The organism is Streptomyces sp. NPDC028368, from assembly GCF_055565615.1.
In genome coordinates, this window is sequence record NZ_JBVHTY010000021.1 from 70,308 (window position 1) to 87,012 (window position 16,705).

The 16,705-nt window shown below is 71.0% G+C and carries 17 protein-coding genes and 1 pseudogene; 8 read left to right on the top strand and 10 right to left on the bottom strand.

Going from position 1 to position 16,705, the window contains the following annotated elements:
- Positions 1-254 precede the first annotated feature (254 nt).
- Complete coding sequence (locus ACZ4S3_RS35250) at positions 255-1,103, top strand: alpha/beta fold hydrolase (protein ID WP_467941974.1); 849 nt, start codon at positions 255-257, stop codon at positions 1,101-1,103.
- A gap of 61 nt (positions 1,104-1,164) precedes the next feature.
- Positions 1,165-1,329, top strand: coding sequence for a hypothetical protein (locus ACZ4S3_RS35255; protein ID WP_467941976.1), 165 nt, complete (start codon positions 1,165-1,167; stop codon positions 1,327-1,329).
- A 45-nt stretch (positions 1,330-1,374) separates the two neighbouring features.
- On the opposite strand, the gene ACZ4S3_RS35260 is transcribed toward ACZ4S3_RS35255, so the two are convergent.
- The 7 genes and pseudogenes from ACZ4S3_RS35260 to ACZ4S3_RS35290 all read right to left on the bottom strand — a co-directional run bounded on the left by ACZ4S3_RS35260 (position 1,375) and on the right by ACZ4S3_RS35290 (position 8,010).
- A complete protein-coding gene (locus ACZ4S3_RS35260; protein WP_467941978.1) occupies positions 1,375-2,553 on the bottom strand; it encodes an MFS transporter in 1,179 nt (392 codons plus the stop codon).
- A gap of 518 nt (positions 2,554-3,071) precedes the next feature.
- Positions 3,072-3,506 carry a hypothetical protein gene (locus ACZ4S3_RS35265; RefSeq protein ID WP_467941980.1) on the bottom strand — a complete coding sequence of 145 codons (435 nt, stop codon included), beginning with the start codon at positions 3,504-3,506 and terminating at the stop codon, positions 3,072-3,074.
- A gap of 48 nt (positions 3,507-3,554) precedes the next feature.
- Positions 3,555-4,388, bottom strand: a complete 834-nt coding sequence (locus tag ACZ4S3_RS35270) for a heavy metal-binding domain-containing protein (protein WP_467941982.1) — start codon at positions 4,386-4,388, stop codon at positions 3,555-3,557.
- Between the two features lie 67 nt (positions 4,389-4,455).
- Positions 4,456-5,391 carry a heavy metal-binding domain-containing protein gene (locus ACZ4S3_RS35275; protein WP_467941984.1) on the bottom strand — a complete coding sequence of 312 codons (936 nt, stop codon included), beginning with the start codon at positions 5,389-5,391 and terminating at the stop codon, positions 4,456-4,458.
- Between the two features lie 239 nt (positions 5,392-5,630).
- A pseudogene (locus tag ACZ4S3_RS35280) lies at positions 5,631-5,862 on the bottom strand (hypothetical protein); the annotation flags it as partial.
- A 228-nt stretch (positions 5,863-6,090) separates the two neighbouring features.
- Positions 6,091-6,585: a hypothetical protein gene (locus ACZ4S3_RS35285; RefSeq protein WP_467941986.1), complete on the bottom strand. Its 495-nt coding sequence runs from the start codon at positions 6,583-6,585 to the stop codon at positions 6,091-6,093.
- A 453-nt stretch (positions 6,586-7,038) separates the two neighbouring features.
- A complete protein-coding gene (locus ACZ4S3_RS35290; RefSeq protein ID WP_467941988.1) occupies positions 7,039-8,010 on the bottom strand; it encodes an NADP-dependent oxidoreductase in 972 nt (323 codons plus the stop codon).
- 129 nt (positions 8,011-8,139) lie between these two features.
- Here ACZ4S3_RS35290 and ACZ4S3_RS35295 point away from each other — a divergent pair, with 129 nt between their 5' ends.
- From ACZ4S3_RS35295 to ACZ4S3_RS35305, 3 genes are all read left to right on the top strand, one after another.
- A complete protein-coding gene (locus ACZ4S3_RS35295) occupies positions 8,140-9,117 on the top strand; it encodes a GlxA family transcriptional regulator (protein ID WP_467941990.1) in 978 nt (325 codons plus the stop codon).
- A 304-nt stretch (positions 9,118-9,421) separates the two neighbouring features.
- Positions 9,422-9,796 (top strand): VOC family protein, encoded by a 375-nt coding sequence (locus tag ACZ4S3_RS35300; RefSeq protein WP_467941992.1) that lies wholly within the window; start codon positions 9,422-9,424, stop codon positions 9,794-9,796.
- Positions 9,797-9,826: 30 nt separating this feature from the next.
- A complete protein-coding gene (locus ACZ4S3_RS35305; RefSeq protein WP_467941994.1) occupies positions 9,827-10,264 on the top strand; it encodes a hypothetical protein in 438 nt (145 codons plus the stop codon).
- On the opposite strand, the gene ACZ4S3_RS35310 is transcribed toward ACZ4S3_RS35305, so the two are convergent.
- Complete coding sequence (locus ACZ4S3_RS35310) at positions 10,179-11,072, bottom strand: siderophore-interacting protein (protein ID WP_467941996.1); 894 nt, start codon at positions 11,070-11,072, stop codon at positions 10,179-10,181. The two genes, ACZ4S3_RS35305 and ACZ4S3_RS35310, sit on opposite strands and share 86 nt — an antisense overlap.
- A 273-nt stretch (positions 11,073-11,345) precedes the next feature.
- Here ACZ4S3_RS35310 and ACZ4S3_RS35315 point away from each other — a divergent pair, with 273 nt between their 5' ends.
- The 3 genes from ACZ4S3_RS35315 (at position 11,346) to ACZ4S3_RS35325 (ending at position 14,426) form a co-directional block, all read left to right on the top strand.
- A complete protein-coding gene (locus tag ACZ4S3_RS35315; protein WP_467941998.1) occupies positions 11,346-12,143 on the top strand; it encodes a TetR/AcrR family transcriptional regulator in 798 nt (265 codons plus the stop codon).
- A 189-nt stretch (positions 12,144-12,332) separates the two neighbouring features.
- Positions 12,333-13,685 carry an SGNH/GDSL hydrolase family protein gene (locus tag ACZ4S3_RS35320; RefSeq protein WP_467942000.1) on the top strand — a complete coding sequence of 451 codons (1,353 nt, stop codon included), beginning with the start codon at positions 12,333-12,335 and terminating at the stop codon, positions 13,683-13,685.
- Positions 13,686-13,937: 252 nt separating this feature from the next.
- Positions 13,938-14,426, top strand: a complete 489-nt coding sequence (locus ACZ4S3_RS35325) for a glutathione peroxidase (protein ID WP_467942002.1) — start codon at positions 13,938-13,940, stop codon at positions 14,424-14,426.
- A 69-nt stretch (positions 14,427-14,495) separates the two neighbouring features.
- On the opposite strand, the gene ACZ4S3_RS35330 is transcribed toward ACZ4S3_RS35325, so the two are convergent.
- Both ACZ4S3_RS35330 and ACZ4S3_RS35335 read right to left on the bottom strand, forming a co-directional pair.
- On the bottom strand, positions 14,496-14,879 hold the full coding sequence (locus ACZ4S3_RS35330; protein ID WP_467942004.1) for an STAS domain-containing protein: 384 nt from the start codon (positions 14,877-14,879) through the stop codon (positions 14,496-14,498).
- Between the two features lie 473 nt (positions 14,880-15,352).
- A complete protein-coding gene (locus ACZ4S3_RS35335) occupies positions 15,353-16,705 on the bottom strand; it encodes an SLC13 family permease (RefSeq protein WP_467942006.1) in 1,353 nt (450 codons plus the stop codon).

Here is a 16,705-nt window from a genome sequence, read left to right on the forward strand (position 1 = left end):
AGACGACAGGGGCGGGCCGGCCCTATGGCCGGAGCGGACAAGATTGCATCCGAGGGCGAAACACCGTCTCGAGCCCGGGGCACCGAGGGTTCGGGGCACCGAGGGCTCGGGCAGGGCGCGTGGCCGGCCGCCCTGGGGCCCATCGCGCCGCACATCCACCGCTTGAATCTCCCGCCGGAGGAGGTTTTACGGTTCCGGCAGGCGCGGCGCGTCGGTACGGGCGCGCCGCGGGAACCGTGACCTGAGGAGAGAACATGACCGCGTTCGTCCTGGTGTCCGGCGGCTACACCGGTGGCTGGATCTGGCGGGACGTTGCCGCCCGGCTCGGGGAACTGGGCCATCAGGCACACCCGGTGACGCTGACCGGGATGGGCGACCGTCGCCACCTGGCGGGGCCCGGCACGGACCTCGAGACGCATATCGAGGACGTGGTGCAGCTGTTGGACCACGAGGAGCCGCAGGAGGCCGTGGTCGTCGGCCACTGCTATGGACTGCTCCCCGCGCTGGGGGCCGTCGACCGCCGCCCGGAGCGGATCAGCCGGCTCGTCTATCTGGACGCCGCGATGCTCGGCGACGGTGATGCGGGGGTCGATGTGATGCCCGACCCGGCCGTACGCGACCGGCTGCTGCGGCGGGCCGAAGAACGCGGTGGTGGGCGTTTCCTCCCGCCGCCCCTCGACGACGAGGAGCTGTGGGGCAGTCTCGCGCTGCTCCCGGCGCCCGCCCGGCAGCGCCTGCGGCGGCTCGCCGCGCCCCAGCCGCTGGCCACGCTGACCCAGCCCCTCCAACTCACCGGCAAGGCGGCGCAGGTACCGGCCACCGGCATCTTCTGTACGGCGAACGGGGCAAGCATCGCCGTCGTCGAGGCCCTGGTGGCAACCGGCGACCCCCGCTTCCAGGCGCTCACCGACCCCCGGGTGGGGTTCTTCGACCTGGACACCGGGCACTATCCGATGCTCTCCCACCCGGACGAGCTGGCCGACCTGCTGATCCGCGCCGCGGCGGGCGAGGGCCGCCGGCTCGGGGAACTCGGTGGACACCCCCAGCCACCCTCATCCGCGAGATCACATCCACCGCACCGAACACGCCGACCGCCCTGCTGAGTTACCCGCACATTGTGAACAACGCACCCTGCCGACAGGCGACTTCGACACCCTGAACTACTTGGCCGACACCATGCGCGACAAACAGAATGCGAAGGTGAACGAACCGAAGAATGCCGGAATCAAGGTGGCGTTCGCCGACGCGATCCCGAAATGCGCAGGCACCACAGCCCGTGCACGGTCGAGAGGCAAAACGCTGGCCGGCATCGGCTGCAAGGGCAGCTGACGCGGAAAGGACGAAAAAACCACCGGCCGCCCGCTGACGGCAGCTTTACTCGGCGGACTCCGGTCCGTAACGCAGCAGCCGCCCGCCGAGTAGCACCGCGCAGGCCCCCATGGTCAGCAGCCCGCCGGCGAGGAAGGTGCCCCGGACGTCGGCGAGCGGCAGGACCAGTCCCCCGAGCGCGGCGCCCGCCGCGATACCGGCGTTGTAAGAACCGGAGTTCGCCGCGAGTGCGATATCCGTGCGGCCCGGTGCGCAATGCAGCATCGCGTTCTGGGTGGTCATGAACACCGGCCCGAGTGCACCGCCCATCAGCACCAGGAACACCACCGCCGCCACCGGATCGGTGCCGCCCGCGTACAGGCCGAGCATGCCCACCGCCTGCGTGGCTACGGCAGTGCCCAGCGCGGAATGCGGAAAGCGGTCCAGCAACGCCCCGGTGATACTCACCCCGGCCAGACACGCAGTACCGAAAGCCACGAACAGGGCGCTGACCGTGCTCGGGGGGAATCCGCTCACGTCACCCAGGAACTTCGCGATGTAGGTAAAACCCGCGAACGCCCCAGTAGCGGAGAGCGTCCCGGCCGCCAGCACAATCCCGAACCGGCGGACGTCGGGACGGGTTCCGTAGGCGGCGCGCTCTTCGTCCGGACGCGAGGTCGGCAGCAGAGCGGCGATCGTCACCAGAGAGACGAGCCCCAGAGCCGCCGGCATGGCGACCGGCACCGGCCAGCCGCTCTGCCGGCCCAACCAGGTCCCGGCGGGAACACCGAGCACGAGGGCGAGCGAACCGGCGACGGACAGCGCCCCGACCACACGCCCACGGACCTCGGGCGCGAACAGGCCCACCGCGACCGGACCCATCACGGCCCAGAACAGCGCCTGGGCGAGCGCGGTCAGCAGCCGCGCCACGAGGAGCAGCCAATAGGAGGTCGCCGGCGCCGCAACCAGACTGGACACGACCAGCGCGGCCAGCAGTCCCGTAAGCACATGACGTCGGGGCACGGCCCGCATGACGTGGGCGAGCGGCACAGACGCGACGGCCACCGTCACGCCATAACCGGTGACCAAGAGACCGACCGCCGACACCGACACCCGCAGGCTTTGGGAGATGAGCTCCAGGAGGCCGATCGGCAGGTTCTCCACGGTGTTGAAGGTGAACGCGGCCAGCATCAGAGCCACGAGCACCGCCAACCTGTGCCATCGAGCCGGTTGCGTCGTGACCATACGGTCTCTTCCTGACCTCGCGCGTTGCGCCTGCTCCGTGGCACCGTCCATGGAGGTACCTCACCGGGCTCACCGGTCCCGCCACAACCGAATTCATCTGCTGTGTGTGTGGGGGGAGGCAAAGGGTCAAGCATGGCCTTCGAGATCGCCCCATCACCCCGGGTTCGAAAGCACCCACTGAAGCGGCGCAGCACCGGCGTGGCAGAAATCGTCACAGGGTGGCACCGAGCTCGCCGAGACCGGCAACGGCATGCTGGTCGGCCTGCTGCCCACGACGGCCGAAGTGCTCGTCGCGGCCGGGCGGCTACCCGGTGTTCCACCGCCGCAAGGCACAACAGCAGCACTGACACACCGGTGCCGCCGTGGTTCGTACGTGCACCGGGGGACCGTCATGCGTCTCCGCAGGCGGTGTTGCGCGGACTCGCCTTCGCACAGTTGACGGGTCACCCCAGCGCCCGCCGGTCACGGTCGATTCGGTGGAGTTCACCACACGCGGCCCCGGGTGTGGCCGCGTGGGGTCAGCCGCCGAGGAGCAGCCTCTCCAGCGCCGCCCGAGCCTGCGCGTCGGACTCGGCGCGGGCGGCGACCGCCTCGGCCAGCTCCCTCACCCACTCATCCAGGGCCACCGGGCGCCGGGAAAGGACCACACCCCGCACCTCCTTGCAGACCTCGCCGCTCGGGCGGCCGCCGGAGAAGGTGAGCACCAGCCGTTGCTCGCCGAGTGAGACGTCCAGCCGGGCCACCCGGCCCTCCCGGCCGGCCAGCCGGTCGGCCATGCCGCGCTTGCGCTCGATTGCCACCGAGCCCGGCGGCAGCGCGTTTGCCAGCGTCCCGGTGAGTACCTGGGCATACACCTCGAGGTCGGCGGCGTCCCGGCGCAGTGCAGCAGTGAGCAGTTCGACGGAGGTGGGCCCGCCTCCGGACTCGGACGGCACGGGGTCGTGGGAGGACATCAGCGCTGCGGCCTTTCGTTTCGGTCTGGGGGCAACAGGGTGGCGTGCTCAGCCGTCCAGGCTCAACACCATCGTCGGACGCTCGATGACGTGGTCGTCGCGCAGCGGCCGCACGGCCGTGCCGATGGCGAAGAACTCCGTGGTGTGCCCGCCCCAGCGGTGGTTGTGCGAGTTGAGCTGGACGCCCACGATGCCCTCTGCGTGCAGCTCCTCCCCCTCCCGCTGCATCCGCTCCATCGCCAGCTCCCGCGCGTCGTACAGGGCCTGCGTGAACGGTTCGATCTCCACGTTCTTGCCGATGTTGGAGAACATCGAGCCGATCTTCTGGTGGGCGATGTGGTAGACGCAGGTGCCCATCACCATGCCCAGCGGGGCGTACCCGGCGCGGATCAGGGTCCAGAAGTCCTGCCCGCTCAGGTCTGAGGTGAACGGCTGTCCCTTGGCGTTGCGCCAGCTGCCGTTGCCGCCGGGCGCGGGCGCGTCGGCCTTGACCGCGGTGCCGATGGCGATGAACTCGGCGATGTCGTTGCCGAACTCCCGCGCCTCGACCGAGAGCCGCACGCCGACGATGCCGTCGGCGCCGAGTTGCATGGCTTCGGCCTGCATCCGCGTCATGGCCAGCTCCCGGGCGTGGTACATGGCCTGGCTCAACGTGGTGAGCTCCTGGTTCTTCCCCCAGCGGCCCAGCTGGATGCCCACGTGGTAGATCGAACTGCCCAGCACAAGACCGATCGGGCGGAACCCCGCCTCGCGCACGAGCAGGAACTCGTTGACCGTCAGGTCGCTGGTGAAGATCGATCCCGGCTTGCCCGGCTGGAGTTCGGCCAGCCGCCGCATCGCATCGGCGGGTACGCCCTGGGCAGTCGGGTCGGTGGCGGTCATGAGCGGTTCCCCTCGTGAAGTGCCTGGTGATGATGGGCGGGCGTGATGGGCTGTGTTCGGCGGTACGTCACACACGCCCACGGCGCCGGTTCGGATCCAGCGGCATCACTGTCAGCGTGCGCGGCGGCTCCTGGCGCACCGTGAACGCGGCCACCGCGGTGCCGACCAAGGTGGCCTCGGCGACATGGTCTTCCTGGTCGGAGTCATTGCTGCGGCTGCGTGCCCTGACACAACCCTCCCGCCATATCCGCAGTCGGCTGTCGCCCAGCACCACGCCGTCCGCCCCGGTGTGCCACGCCTGCTCGCTGATCCGTTCGCGTGCGTCATGACGGGTCACCGCGACCAGATTGCTCCAGCCGGTGACCTCCTGATTGCCGGCCCCGAACCAGTTCTGCCGACGTGTCGTCCAGTCGTCGTGGCGTGTGCCTATGGCGAGCCCCACCAGGAGCTCGACCGGCACCCAGCCCGCGGCGATCAGCTTGGCGAAGCCCTGGCCGTCCAGATGCGTGGTGAAAGGACGCCTCGGCCGCACGTCCCCCTGTGCCCGTAGGGCGGTGCCTATCACCTGGAACTCGAAGCAGTTGGGAGAGGAGGGGAACGGCGCCATGGTGAGGTTGGCGGCCACCACGCCGTCGCCGCCCAGTGCTGTGCACTCCGCCGTCATCCGCGCGAGCGCCGCATGCCGTGCTGCGAGCAGCACATCGACCAGCCTCTTGGAGGCGGCACCCTGTCCGGAGGCGGCGACCGGCGCGGGCGCCGAGCCCCGCGTGGACCAACCGGCGTTCGGATAGCCGCAGTCGTAGTAGCGCCAGTAGGTCCCGCTGCCCGCCACGTGGTACACGGCCGAGCCCAGAACCTGCCCGACCGGCTCGAAGCCCACAGACCTGATCGCGGCGAACTCGCCCGTCGACAGCGCCGAGGACCACGTTCCCCTCCGCCGCGCCTCAGCCGTACGCGCCGCCGCCACCGGTGGCAGCTCCCCTGAAGTCCACTCCCCGCTCATGGACACCCACTCCGTTCCCCCGGACCGAGCCCTTGGAGAGCGAGTCTAGGGTGCGGGTCTGACAACACCCGGCGGGGGGAGGGACATTTCAGCTCGCGGGCGTTGGCCAGGTCGGCTTGGAGCAAGGTCCTTGTGTGGTGAGTTCGAGGAGTCGCTGGTAGCGGTCGTACGGCGCAATTCCCTGGCCGAAGCCGTACTTCTCTGCCGCCTCGTCAACCAATGCGCAGCGATACCGCATTCCAGGCCGAGGCCGGAATCTTCAGCACGGCTTGATGGATGGCATCGGTGGTGGTCATCCCGACCCGAACGTCTTCTTCCAGGCCTTGGCCACGCCCCGCTTCTCGCAGTACGCGAGGACCGGCACTCCGTCGATGTCCACAGTCACCTCGCCCCCGCATCCGGGACCGCCCTGCCGACCAACTGCCACACCCGCTCGCGGACTTCGGCCCGCGCCCGACGGACCGCCGCGAGCCGGCTTGGACTTGGCGAACTCGGTTGCCGGACAGGGGCCTGCCAACCGCGACAACCAGACGGCTGTCGGCATCGATGACCGCCTGATGATTCGTGATCTCTTGTCTCCGGGGCGGATACGTCCTCATAGCGGCGCTTCGCGGGTGCGGCGCGAATCCCGCGGTGACGCGGGCGGGACAAGGGGCGCCTCGGAGCGACTCGACCACGCCATGCAGGCCATGCACGCCATCACCACAATGCCCGGATCAGCAACCCGCCGAACAGAAACAGCACGCTCGCCACCCCTGACAGCGCTGTCGCGACCAAGCCGCACGCGACCACTCCGACCAACGGCGGAAGAAGCGTTCCCCAGGGCTGCGGGTACGACCGGAGCGGGACGCCCTTCTCCACCACGACCTGCTTCGGCAGGAGACACAGCACCAGCAGCGCGCACGCGGCGCCGGTCACAACGAGGAAGCAGGCCGCCAGATCCATGGCGGCGTTCACCGGTCCGGGCTGGACGTAGCTGCCGTCCGGTTTGGCCTGCAGCCTGGCCGGTCGGTTGATGTCGACCCGCGCGTCGGTGATGTGTGCCACGGGATCGTTGCGCCGGCCGTCCGCCGACACGAACGTGCCTGTACATACCCGCGTGCTGGCTCGACCGGAACCGTTGGTGTGGCAATGCGCAGCGGTGAACGTGCCGGGCGTCCCGGACAGCCCCGCCGTGTAGCTGAAGGCGCTCACGGACATGCTCAGCAGCCATCCCGCAAGCGCGATGACGCCGGCCGCGCAGAGCACCCCGACCGCGGTGAGGGCCCGGTTCGGTGGGAGTTGTGCATTCCTCTCGGCGCTCGCGTCAGGCTGGGGCGGCCCGCCTTCCCGTGCCACTCCATCTTGGCGGCCCATGCCGTTCCCCCTGTGTCTACGCCGGCCCGTTCCTGCGCCGGAGCGCCCGCGGCCAACAATGGCACGGCGCTCATCCCGACGAACCGCGGGTGTCGCGGGCCGGCACCTCGACGGCGTACGAGCTGCTGAACCGCAGGGAGGTGGCCGGCATCCGGTCCGGCGACATCCCGGCACATGCAACGGGTGCGGGGCTGATCCGCACCCAGCCTGGTGAATCCAGGCCGTCATGGCGGACGTTCGCTTCAGGTCGTGTCCGGCTCGGCTGCCGCAGGGCAGTGGCAGCGGGGTGGGTCATGGGGCGGCGGAGAGGACGATCTTGCCGGTGGTGCGGCCGGTCTCGCCGAGCATGTGGGCGCGGGCGGCTTCTTCGAGAGGGAAGATCTCGTCCGCGATCACGCGCAGGTGGCCGTTCTCGACCAGGGAGGTGATCTCACGCAGTGCGGCATGGTCGGGCTCGACGAGCATGAACACGGCCCGCACTCCCGCCGCTTCGGCCTCCTGGGTGGGGAAGGTGTCGTCCAGCGCCAGGATCGAGATCAGCGTGCCGCCCGGCCGCAGTGTTCGCAGCGAGCGGGCCCAGTTGGGGCCGCCGAGGGAGTCCAGGACGACATCGACGTCGCGGACGGTCTCGGCGAAGTCCTGGGTGCGGTAGTCGATCAGTTCGTCGGCACCCAGCGAGCGCAGTAGCTCGTGTTTGGCGGCGCTGGCGGTGCCAATGACGTAGGCGCCCCGGGCCTTGGCGATCTGCACGGCCAGGTGGCCGACGCCTCCGGCGGCCGCGTGGATCAGGACGCGTTGGCCGGGCTGGACTCTCGCGGTGTCCACCAGGGCCTGCCAGGCGGTCAGCGAGGCCAGTGGCAGGGCGCCGGCCTGGATGTGGCTGAGGCCTTTCGGGCGCGGGGCGAAGTGCCGGGCCGGGGCGGTGACGTACTCGGCATAGGCGCCCGCCGGGTGCGGGAAACGCGGCATCCCGAACACCGCGTCGCCGACCTGGAACAGTGTCACTCCGTCACCGACCGCCTCGACCAGCCCGGCAACGTCGAAGCCGAGCGTGAACGGCGGCCTGGCGCCGTTGGCGAATACGCCTCGCTCGCGGGTCTTCCAGTCGGCCGGGTTCACGCCCGCCGCGTGCACCCTGACCAGGATCTCGCCACGGCCCGGGACCGGACGCGGCCTCTCGACGAGCTTGAGGACCTCCGGGGCTCCGGCGGCGTCCTGGGAGATGGCGCGCATGGTTGCGGGGGCAGCGGTGGCCTGGTCCATGATGACGTGCTCTTTTCAGCAGTGTGGTTCTTGAGGTTTGCGCCGGTTCTCTTTGGCGCGTCCTCAGACTGCCTGGGCGGACAGCCCTCCAGTAGTGGCCCGCTGGTCAAGGAATGAAAGGATCGGGTCATGCACCACGTCGGCGTTCTGGCCCTGGATGGCGTCGTCCCCTTCGAGCTCGGCATCCCCGCGCGGATCTTCGGCGCCGCCCGCGACACCATGGGCAGCCGGCTCTACTCCGTGACCACATGCAGCGTGGACGGCCGCCCCGTCCGCGCCGAGGCCGACTACCAGCTCGCCGTCTCCCACGACGCCTCCCTGCTGGCCACGGTGGACACCGTCATCATCCCGCCCTCCCACACGCTGGGCCCCATCCGCGAGGAGGGCCGCCTGCCCGACTCCCTGCGCGAGGCCCTGGCCGCCATCCGCCCCGGCACGCGCATCGTCGCAATCTGCACCGGCACCTACGTGCTGGCCGCCGCGGGACTGCTCGACGGCCGCCCCGCCACCACCCACTGGCGCGAAGCCGACCGCCTGCAGCGCATGTTCACCACCACCCGCATCGACCCCAACGTCCTGTTCATCGACGACGGCGAGATCCTCACCTCCGCCGGCGTAGCCGCCGGCCTCGACCTGTGCCTGCACATCATCCGGCGCGACCACGGCAGCCGCGTCGCCAACGACGTCGCCCGCTCCTGCGTCGTACCGCCCTGGCGCGACGGCGGCCAAGCCCAGTACATCCAACGCCCCGTCCCCGACCTGAGCACCGCCGGCACCGCCCCCACCCAGGCATGGGCCATGGAGCACCTCGCTGAACCCATCACCCTCGCTGACCTGGCCGCCCACGCGGGCGTCAGCGTGCGCACCTTCACCCGCCACTTCCGCAACGAGGTCGGCACCAGTCCCGGCCAGTGGCTCACCCGCCAGCGCGTCGACCTGGCCCGCCACCTGCTGGAGACCACCGACTGGCCCATCGACCTGGTCGCCGACCGCGCCGGATTCGGCACCGGTGTCTCCCTGCGCCAGCACCTCCATGCCACCATCGGGGTCACACCCCACGCGTACCGCCGCACCTTCCGCCCCGCACCCGCCGGCGGTTCCCCGTAAGGGCCGACACCGATCACCCCGCAGAGCAGCAGAGCAAGCGTCCGCCCCAGCTACGCCGGCCCTGTGACGGTAGAGCCACCGTCTCGATACACCGGGCGCCGCGGGCACGGAAGCCGTCCGGACGCTTTGCCCCCGCCTGTCCCCTGCCCCTGCCCCTGCCCCTGCCCCTGCCCCTGCCCCTGCCCCTGCCCCCGGAACGCGTAAAGTGTCTCGCCGAACAAGCTCCGGGTATCCGCTTCTTCACGTTTCCGCCGGTCAGCGCGTGGGCGCCTGGTGGTGGCCACCTCGCGGAGAAAGGCACCGCATGACGTCACTCGTACGCCACATCACCATCGACTGCACCGACGCCTACCGGCTCGCGCAGTTCTGGGCGCAAGTGCTGGACGGCTCCCTCGCCGAGGACGATTTCCCCGGCGATCCGGAGGCCTTGGTGACCGCCGGGGGCACCGGATTGCTGTTCATCGCGGTGCCCGGGAAGAAGACCGTGAAGAACCGGGTGCATCTGGATCTGCAACCGCAGGACCGCAGCCGGGACGAGGAGGTCGAGCGGCTGCTGGCGCTCGGCGCGACCTTGGTGGCCGATCACCGGCGGCCCGACGGCACGGGGTGGGCGACGCTGGCCGACCCGGAGGGCAATGAGTTCTGTGTGGAACGGAGCGCGGCCGAGCGGGCGGGGTGACACCGAGGTGACGGTACGTCAGGAGATCGGATGACGGCGGCACCTGACCCCCTCGATGAGGAGGAGTTGGCGTGGATCGCGGAACGGGCCGATGCGGCCACGCCCGGCCCGTGGTACCCGCGGCTGCTCGATGACGACCGGGCGATGAACCTGGTCGCGGTCGGCACCGTTCCGGACAACGGTGACGGGGAGCGGTGGCCGGCGTTCGACCATGGCGAGATCGTCGCCGCAACGCTCGTCCAGCATCCACGGTATGCCGATGTCGCCGATGAACGCTGGGACGAGAACGCGCAGTTCATCGCGCATGCCCGCGAGGATGTGCCCCGCCTGCTCGCCGAAATCGCGCGGCTGCGGCGCCTGGTCGAGGACCGGGCGGCGCCGCCTACCCCCGAGCTTCCTCCTGGGCCGCCGCTATCCGCTCCTGCGCCTCGGCCAGATCTTCCGGCGTCGGAGCGTCGTCCTGGGTGAGCCTGCGTCGCCAGTAGCCGGTGAAGTCGATCTGCCGCCTGGACAGGCCGCGCTCCTCGATCAGATGGCGCCGTAGCGCACGGACGGCGCCGGCCTCACCGGCCAGCCACGCGAAGGCCGGGCCTGGCGGGAACGCGGCGTCGCGTACGGCGCTCGGCAGGGCGTCGCCGTGCCCGGCGGCGTCGTTGCGGTGCACCCAGTGGACGGTGAGATCGGCGCGCGTCGCGAAGGACTGCTCCTCCGCGGCGTCGGCCACCTCGATGTACGCCACCGCGCGGGCGCCGCCGGGCAGCGATTCCACCAGCGAGCCGATGGCCGGCAGCGCCGTCTCGTCACCGGCCAGCAACAGCCAGTCGGCGGTGTCGAACGGCAACGGCCGGGCGTATTCCGCCGCCGGGCCGTAGCGCGCGAGGGTGTCGCCCACCCGAGCGGCGGCCGCCCAGCGGGTGGCCGGTCCGGCGGCCGCGTCGCCCTCCGGCGCGGCCTGCGCTCCGTGCAGCACGAAGTCGACGGTGATCCGGTGCCGTTCGGCGTCGTAGGACCGCACCGTATAGCTGCGCATCCACGGCCGTTCGTCCTCGGGGATGGCGAGGAACGCTTTGTACCAGCGCATCGCATCGCCGTCCGCGCCCTCATCCGGGAGCCGGGGCACGGTCTGGCCCGGCTTGGGGAAGAGCAGTTTGAGCTGCTGGTCGGGCCAGGTGGGGAAGGTGTCGAGGCCGTCGCCGGCGAAGGTGACGCGGACCATGCGCGGGGTGATCCGCCGGACGTCGGTGACCTGGATGAGCGCGACGGGCACGTCCGTCATCGAATCCTCCATGAGGGGTTGTGTGGGGGGAGCAGGATGTTGCAGAACGCCGGGGCTCATCGGTTCAGGGCCCGCGGGGCCCACAGGGGCCTCTGCGGGCCCAGGGCGGGTCTCGCCTCCCGCGCGCCGCGCAGTGCGATGACGTCGCCTCTGTCGGCGGCAGATCGAACAGACCGCTCAGCGGATGCCTGGAACCCCATCCCGCCCCCTGATATCTTTACGTCGTAAAGAGTTCTTTCGACGAGATTACTTTATGCCGTAAGGAGTTCGCAAGTGGTTCTCTTCGCCGGCCAGGGCGACGCCCGCCGTTCGATGTCCCTGCTGTGGCGCGCCAAGGAATCGGGCGGTACGCGGGCGGCGCGGGGCCCGAAACCGGCGCTGAGCGTGGACGCGATCGTCGACGCCGGGATCGCGGTCGCGGACGCCGAGGGCATGGCCGCGCTGTCCATGCGCGCGGTCGGTGAGCGCCTCGGGCGCACGGCGATGGCGCTGTACACCTACGTCCCCAGCAAGAGCGAGCTGGTGGACCTGATGTACGACCGGGCGCTGGCCGAACTGCCCTCCGACTACGACCTCTCGTCGGGCTGGCGGTCCGCCGTGACGTCCTGGGCCGAGGACACCTGGGAGTTCTACCTGCGCCACCCCTGGGTACTGCAGGTCTCCCAGGCCCGGCCGGTGCTCGGGCCGAACGAATACGGCGCGCTGGAGACGCTGGTGCGGCTGCTGTACGCCACCGAGCTGGACTCCGCGGTGCTGCGGCGCATCGTCGGAGCGCTCTTCCACTTCGTCCGCGGCTCCGCGCAGACCGTCACCGAATCACGGCTGGCCGCGGCGGCGACGGGCGTGTCCGACGAGGAGTGGTGGCAGTCCCGCTCCTCCGTGCTCGGCGAGGTCGTGCCGGACTTCGAGCACCGCTTCCCCCTCCTGGTCCGCCTGGAGACCGAGGGCGCCACACCCCATGCGGACAGCGCGGAGCCGTACATGGAGCGCGAGGCGAAGACCACCTTCGAGGTCGGCCTGACGGTCATCCTGGACGGCGTCGCGGCAGCGATGGACAAGGCCGCCCGGTGACGCCGGCCTGACGCCGTGTCGGAGCCGCGCCACCACGTCGGAGCCCCGCCGCTCATCTCTGCCCACCACTCGGGTTCCGCCAGACGGGCGAGAACGGCGTGTACGAAGCCGCCCCTGACCACGGCAGGCGACGCTCCGTGGACCATTACCGAGGGCTGCTGACGATGTGACCGACGACGGGAGGCACCCGTGCGAGGACGGCCCCTAACCCGCAGATCGCTCCTGGCCGGCGCGGCGTCGCTCGGCGTCCTGGGAGCGGCCACGGCGCCCGCGGCATCCGCCGCCGCGGCCCGCCACTGGGTCGGCGGCTGGGCCGCCGCCCTCACCCCGCCCGCCCGCCGGGGCCAGTCCGTCACCGGATTCGCCCACCGCACCCTCCGCCTGGTGGTGCACCTCTCGGTCGGCGGCAACCGGGTCCGGCTGCGCCTGTCCAACCTGTACGGCACCCGTCCGCTCGATCTGGGCGCGGTGACCGTCGCCCGGCGGGCCAAGGGCGCGGCCACCGAGCGGGGGACCCGGCGCACGGTGACGTTCGGCGGGCGCCGTTCGGCCACCGTCCCCGTGGGCGCGGAAGTCGTCAGCGATCCCGTACGGCTGACCGTCCACGCCGACCGCGACCTGGTGGTGAGCATCCATCTGCCGACCTCCACCGGGCCCACCACCTGGCACGGCGGCGCGAAACAGACCAGCTACATCTCCACAAAGGGCGATCACACCGCCAACGAGAGCGGATCCGCCTTCCACGAGCGGACCTTGTCCTGGTTCTTCCTGGAGGGCGTGGACGTTGCCACGACGGCCGCCGTCCATACGGTGGTGGCCTTCGGCGACTCCCTCACCGAGGGCGGCGCCATCCCCGATGACGTCAATCTGCGCTGGCCGGACGTGCTGGCCCGGCGCCTCGCAGCCCGCGCGCGGCCCGGCCACGGGCTCTCCGTCGTCAACGCGGGCATCGGCGGCAACCGGCTGCTGAGCGACGTCGGGACCGGAGCCGACGGCCGGATCCACCTCGGGGTCAACGGCGAGGCCCGGTTCGCCCGTGATGTGCTGGGCCGGACCGCCGTATCCGATGCGATCGTGCTGCTGGGCACCAACGACCTGGGGGCGGGCACCGGGGTGCACCGGGGCACCCGGGTCTCGTCCGGACAGGTGATCGCGGGGCTGGCCTCGCTCGCCAGTCGGGCTCGGGCCGCCGGAATCGCGCTGCACGGCGGCACCATCACCCCGAATGCCTTCCTGGGCCCGGCGGGGGAACGGATGCGGGCGCGGGTCAACCACTGGATCCGTACCGGGCGGGCCTTCGACGGCGTCGTCGACTTCGACGCGGCGCTGCGCGACCCGGCCGCGCCACGGCGGCTGCGGCGCGCATACAACAGCGGCGACGGGGTACATCCGAACGCGGCCGGCATGCATGCCATGGCACATGCGGTGAACCTGTCGGCGCTGGGCCGCGCGGGAACGTATCTTCTGCCCGTCACCGCCTCAGGCGCTTCTGGCGGCCGTCACGGGCGTGCACCGCAACCAGGACAGCCCTCTCCAGGTTGAGTCCGGATATGGACGCCAAAAAGACCACTGGTCATGTTTTCCAGCGCCTCTCCCTCTCGCCCCCGTACGTCCGCCGGCCCCCCGAGGAGCCGACACCGATCTTCGACCAGCTGCTCAAAGAGTGGCGCGCGGGCGCGCTCCGGCCGGCGGTGTCGTGGCCGGTCGACGATTCGGGGAAGATCAGGCCGGGTTCCGCTGTTGGCAGCGATGATGGCCGTTCCTATCCGCGGAACCGCATTGAGGAGCATGACCGTGAGCCTGTACGACATCCCGCTGCGCACCCTGACCGGTGAGCCCGCGTCCCTGGCCGACTACCGCGGCCGCGCGCTGCTGGTGGTCAATGTGGCATCCAAGTGCGGGCTGACCCCGCAGTACACGGGCCTGGAGCGGCTCCAGGAGCGCTACGCCGGCCGCGGCTTCAGCGTGCTGGGCTTCCCCAGCAACCAGTTCGCGGGCCAGGAGCCGGGCACCGCCGAGGAGATCGCCACCTTCTGCTCGACGACCTATGGCGTCAGCTTCCCGCTGTTCGAGAAGACCGATGTCAACGGCGCGGACCGGCACCCGCTGTACGAGGCGCTGACCGGCACCGAGGACGCCGAGGGCGCGGCCGGCGACGTGCAGTGGAACTTCGAGAAGTTCCTGATCGACCACCGGGGCGAGGTCGTGGGGCGGTTCCGGCCGCGCACCGAGCCGGAGGCCGATGACCTGGTAGCGGCCATCGAGTCGGCCCTGCCCGCCTGATCGCCGGCGGCCCGCCCCGGGCCGGCCGGCGGCTGCGGCCCGGCCCGGTGGCGTGCGCTCGGCCACCGGTCAGACGGCCACGCAGTCGGCCAGACAGGTGGCCCCGACGATCGCTTCGGCCACGATCTCGAACTCACCGCTCGACGAGGACATCCGCAACAGCCGCGCGACACATCCGTCGTCCGTGACCCCGGCCAGCCGCAGCCGGCCGCCCCGGTCCCGCGCCCGGCGCCGGGCGCGGCACAGCAGGCCCAGCCCGGCACAGTCGATGAAGGTCACCGCACTCATGTCGAGGACGAGATCGGGGCACCGCGCGCCGGTCAGCTCATCCAGCCGGCCGGAGATCACCGACGCGGCGAGAATGTCCCACTCGCCGCGGAGTTCGAGCACGATGGTGCTGCCCGCCTCGCGGATGTGGCCGACGAATTCCTGGTAGTTGTGCCCCTCGACCATCAGCCCGACCCACTTTCATACCAGCGAACGGGACAGCGCCACACGCGGGTGGCGGAGGCATACGGGAAATAAGGGGAGCGCCCGGCGCGATCCGAACGGATGCGTCCATATCCGGTCGTCGGCTGTGCCCTGACGTCGCTGCTGTGCGTTGCTGCTGTGCGTTACGTTCTACGGCTTACCCGCCTGTCATAGCGTCAAGTCCTGGTGAGTACCACGTAAAGAGGTTGTCTCAATTACGGCGGGCCGGTTCACCGGGGAGGCCCTCCTGTCGGGCCGCCGTACATGCCGTGCGCGTATCACCGGGGCTGGTGGCCAACAGGACGGTTCCCGGGGCCAGTTGGATGCGGCAATGGCGGCGGTCTTCTCGTCGGCGGTCCGGCCGCGGCGGCTCTCCAGGGCCGCAGCCGTCAGATTCCGTACGCCGCGTGGCTGGAAATAGCCGTCGGGTCGGTCCCGGCACCGGACGTCGGCCATCAGGTGCCGATGACACGCAGCGCGACCCACAGCCCCACCGTCGACAGCACCAGCGTCGCCGGGACCGTCAGCAGGCCGAGGCCCGTGAAGACGGACAGGGTCGGGGTGGTGTCGTGGCCGTGCAGGATGCGCCGCCACAGGAGGGTGGCCAGGGATCCGACATAGGTCAGATTGGGGCCGACGTTCACACCGATCAGTACCGCCAGGACCGGGCCCGCGCCGGACTCGGCCGCGACGGGCAGCAGCGCGAGAACGGCCGGAAGATTGTTGATCAGGTTCGCGAGCAGCGCGGCGAACGCGGTGAGCCCGAGCAGCGCGGGCAGCGACGACCCGTCCGGGAGCAGCTGGGCCACGGCGTCGCCCAGCCCGTTGTCGACAACGGCCTTGACCACGATGCCCAGGGCGAGCACGAAGAGGCAGAACAACGGGTTCGCCGCTGCCACCAGCCGCCGCACGGTGGTCTCGCCGCGGCGCAGCGCACGGACGGCGAGGACCAGGGCACCGGCCGTCGCCGCCCACGCGGGGTTGATCCCGGCGAAGGAGGTCACCACGAACCCGGCGAGGGTGAGGGCCAGGACCACGAGGGCGTGGACCGGCAGCGGCGGATCCTTCCGCTCCGCCCCCTTCTCCCCCGCCGCGTTCTTCTCCCCCGCCGCGTTCTGCTTCTCCCCCGCCGCGTCCTCGTGCTCCCTGGCCGCGTCCTGGCGTGTGCGCCCGGTCCGGCCCACGACCGCGTCGAGGTCATGGGCGAAGAAGCGCCGGAAGACGACGTACTCGACGGCGACCGCGATCGCCCACGGCAGCGCCATCAGTGCCGCGAAACGGGTGAAGGAGAGCCCGGCGGCGCCGAGTGCCAGGAGATTGGTGAGGTTGGAGACCGGGAGCAGCAGCGAGGCGGAGTTGGCCAGGTGGGCGCAGGCGTACAGGTGCGGGCGGGCACGGGCGCGGGCACGGGCCGCGGTGGCCAGGACGACCGGTGTCAGCAGCACCACCGTCGCGTCCAGGCTGAGCACCGCGGTCACCGCCGCGGCCAGCGCGAACACCCCGGCCAGCAGGCGTCGCGGGCGGCCGGTGCACAGCCGGGCCAGCGCGGCGCCCGCCGCCTCGAACACGCCCTCGCGGGCGCAGAGGTACGCCAGTGCCAGCACCGCGGCGAGAAACCCCACAACCGGCAGCAGGCTGTGCACCTGCGACCAGGCATCGGACGGTGACACCGCGCCGGTCAGGACGACGATCGCCGCCGCGGGAACCGCCGCGACCGCCTCGGGAGCGCCGCGGGGCCGCCGTACGGCGAAGCCCAGTACACCCAGCAACAGCAGCAGGGAAAGGGTCTCGGACCAGGCGGTAGTCAC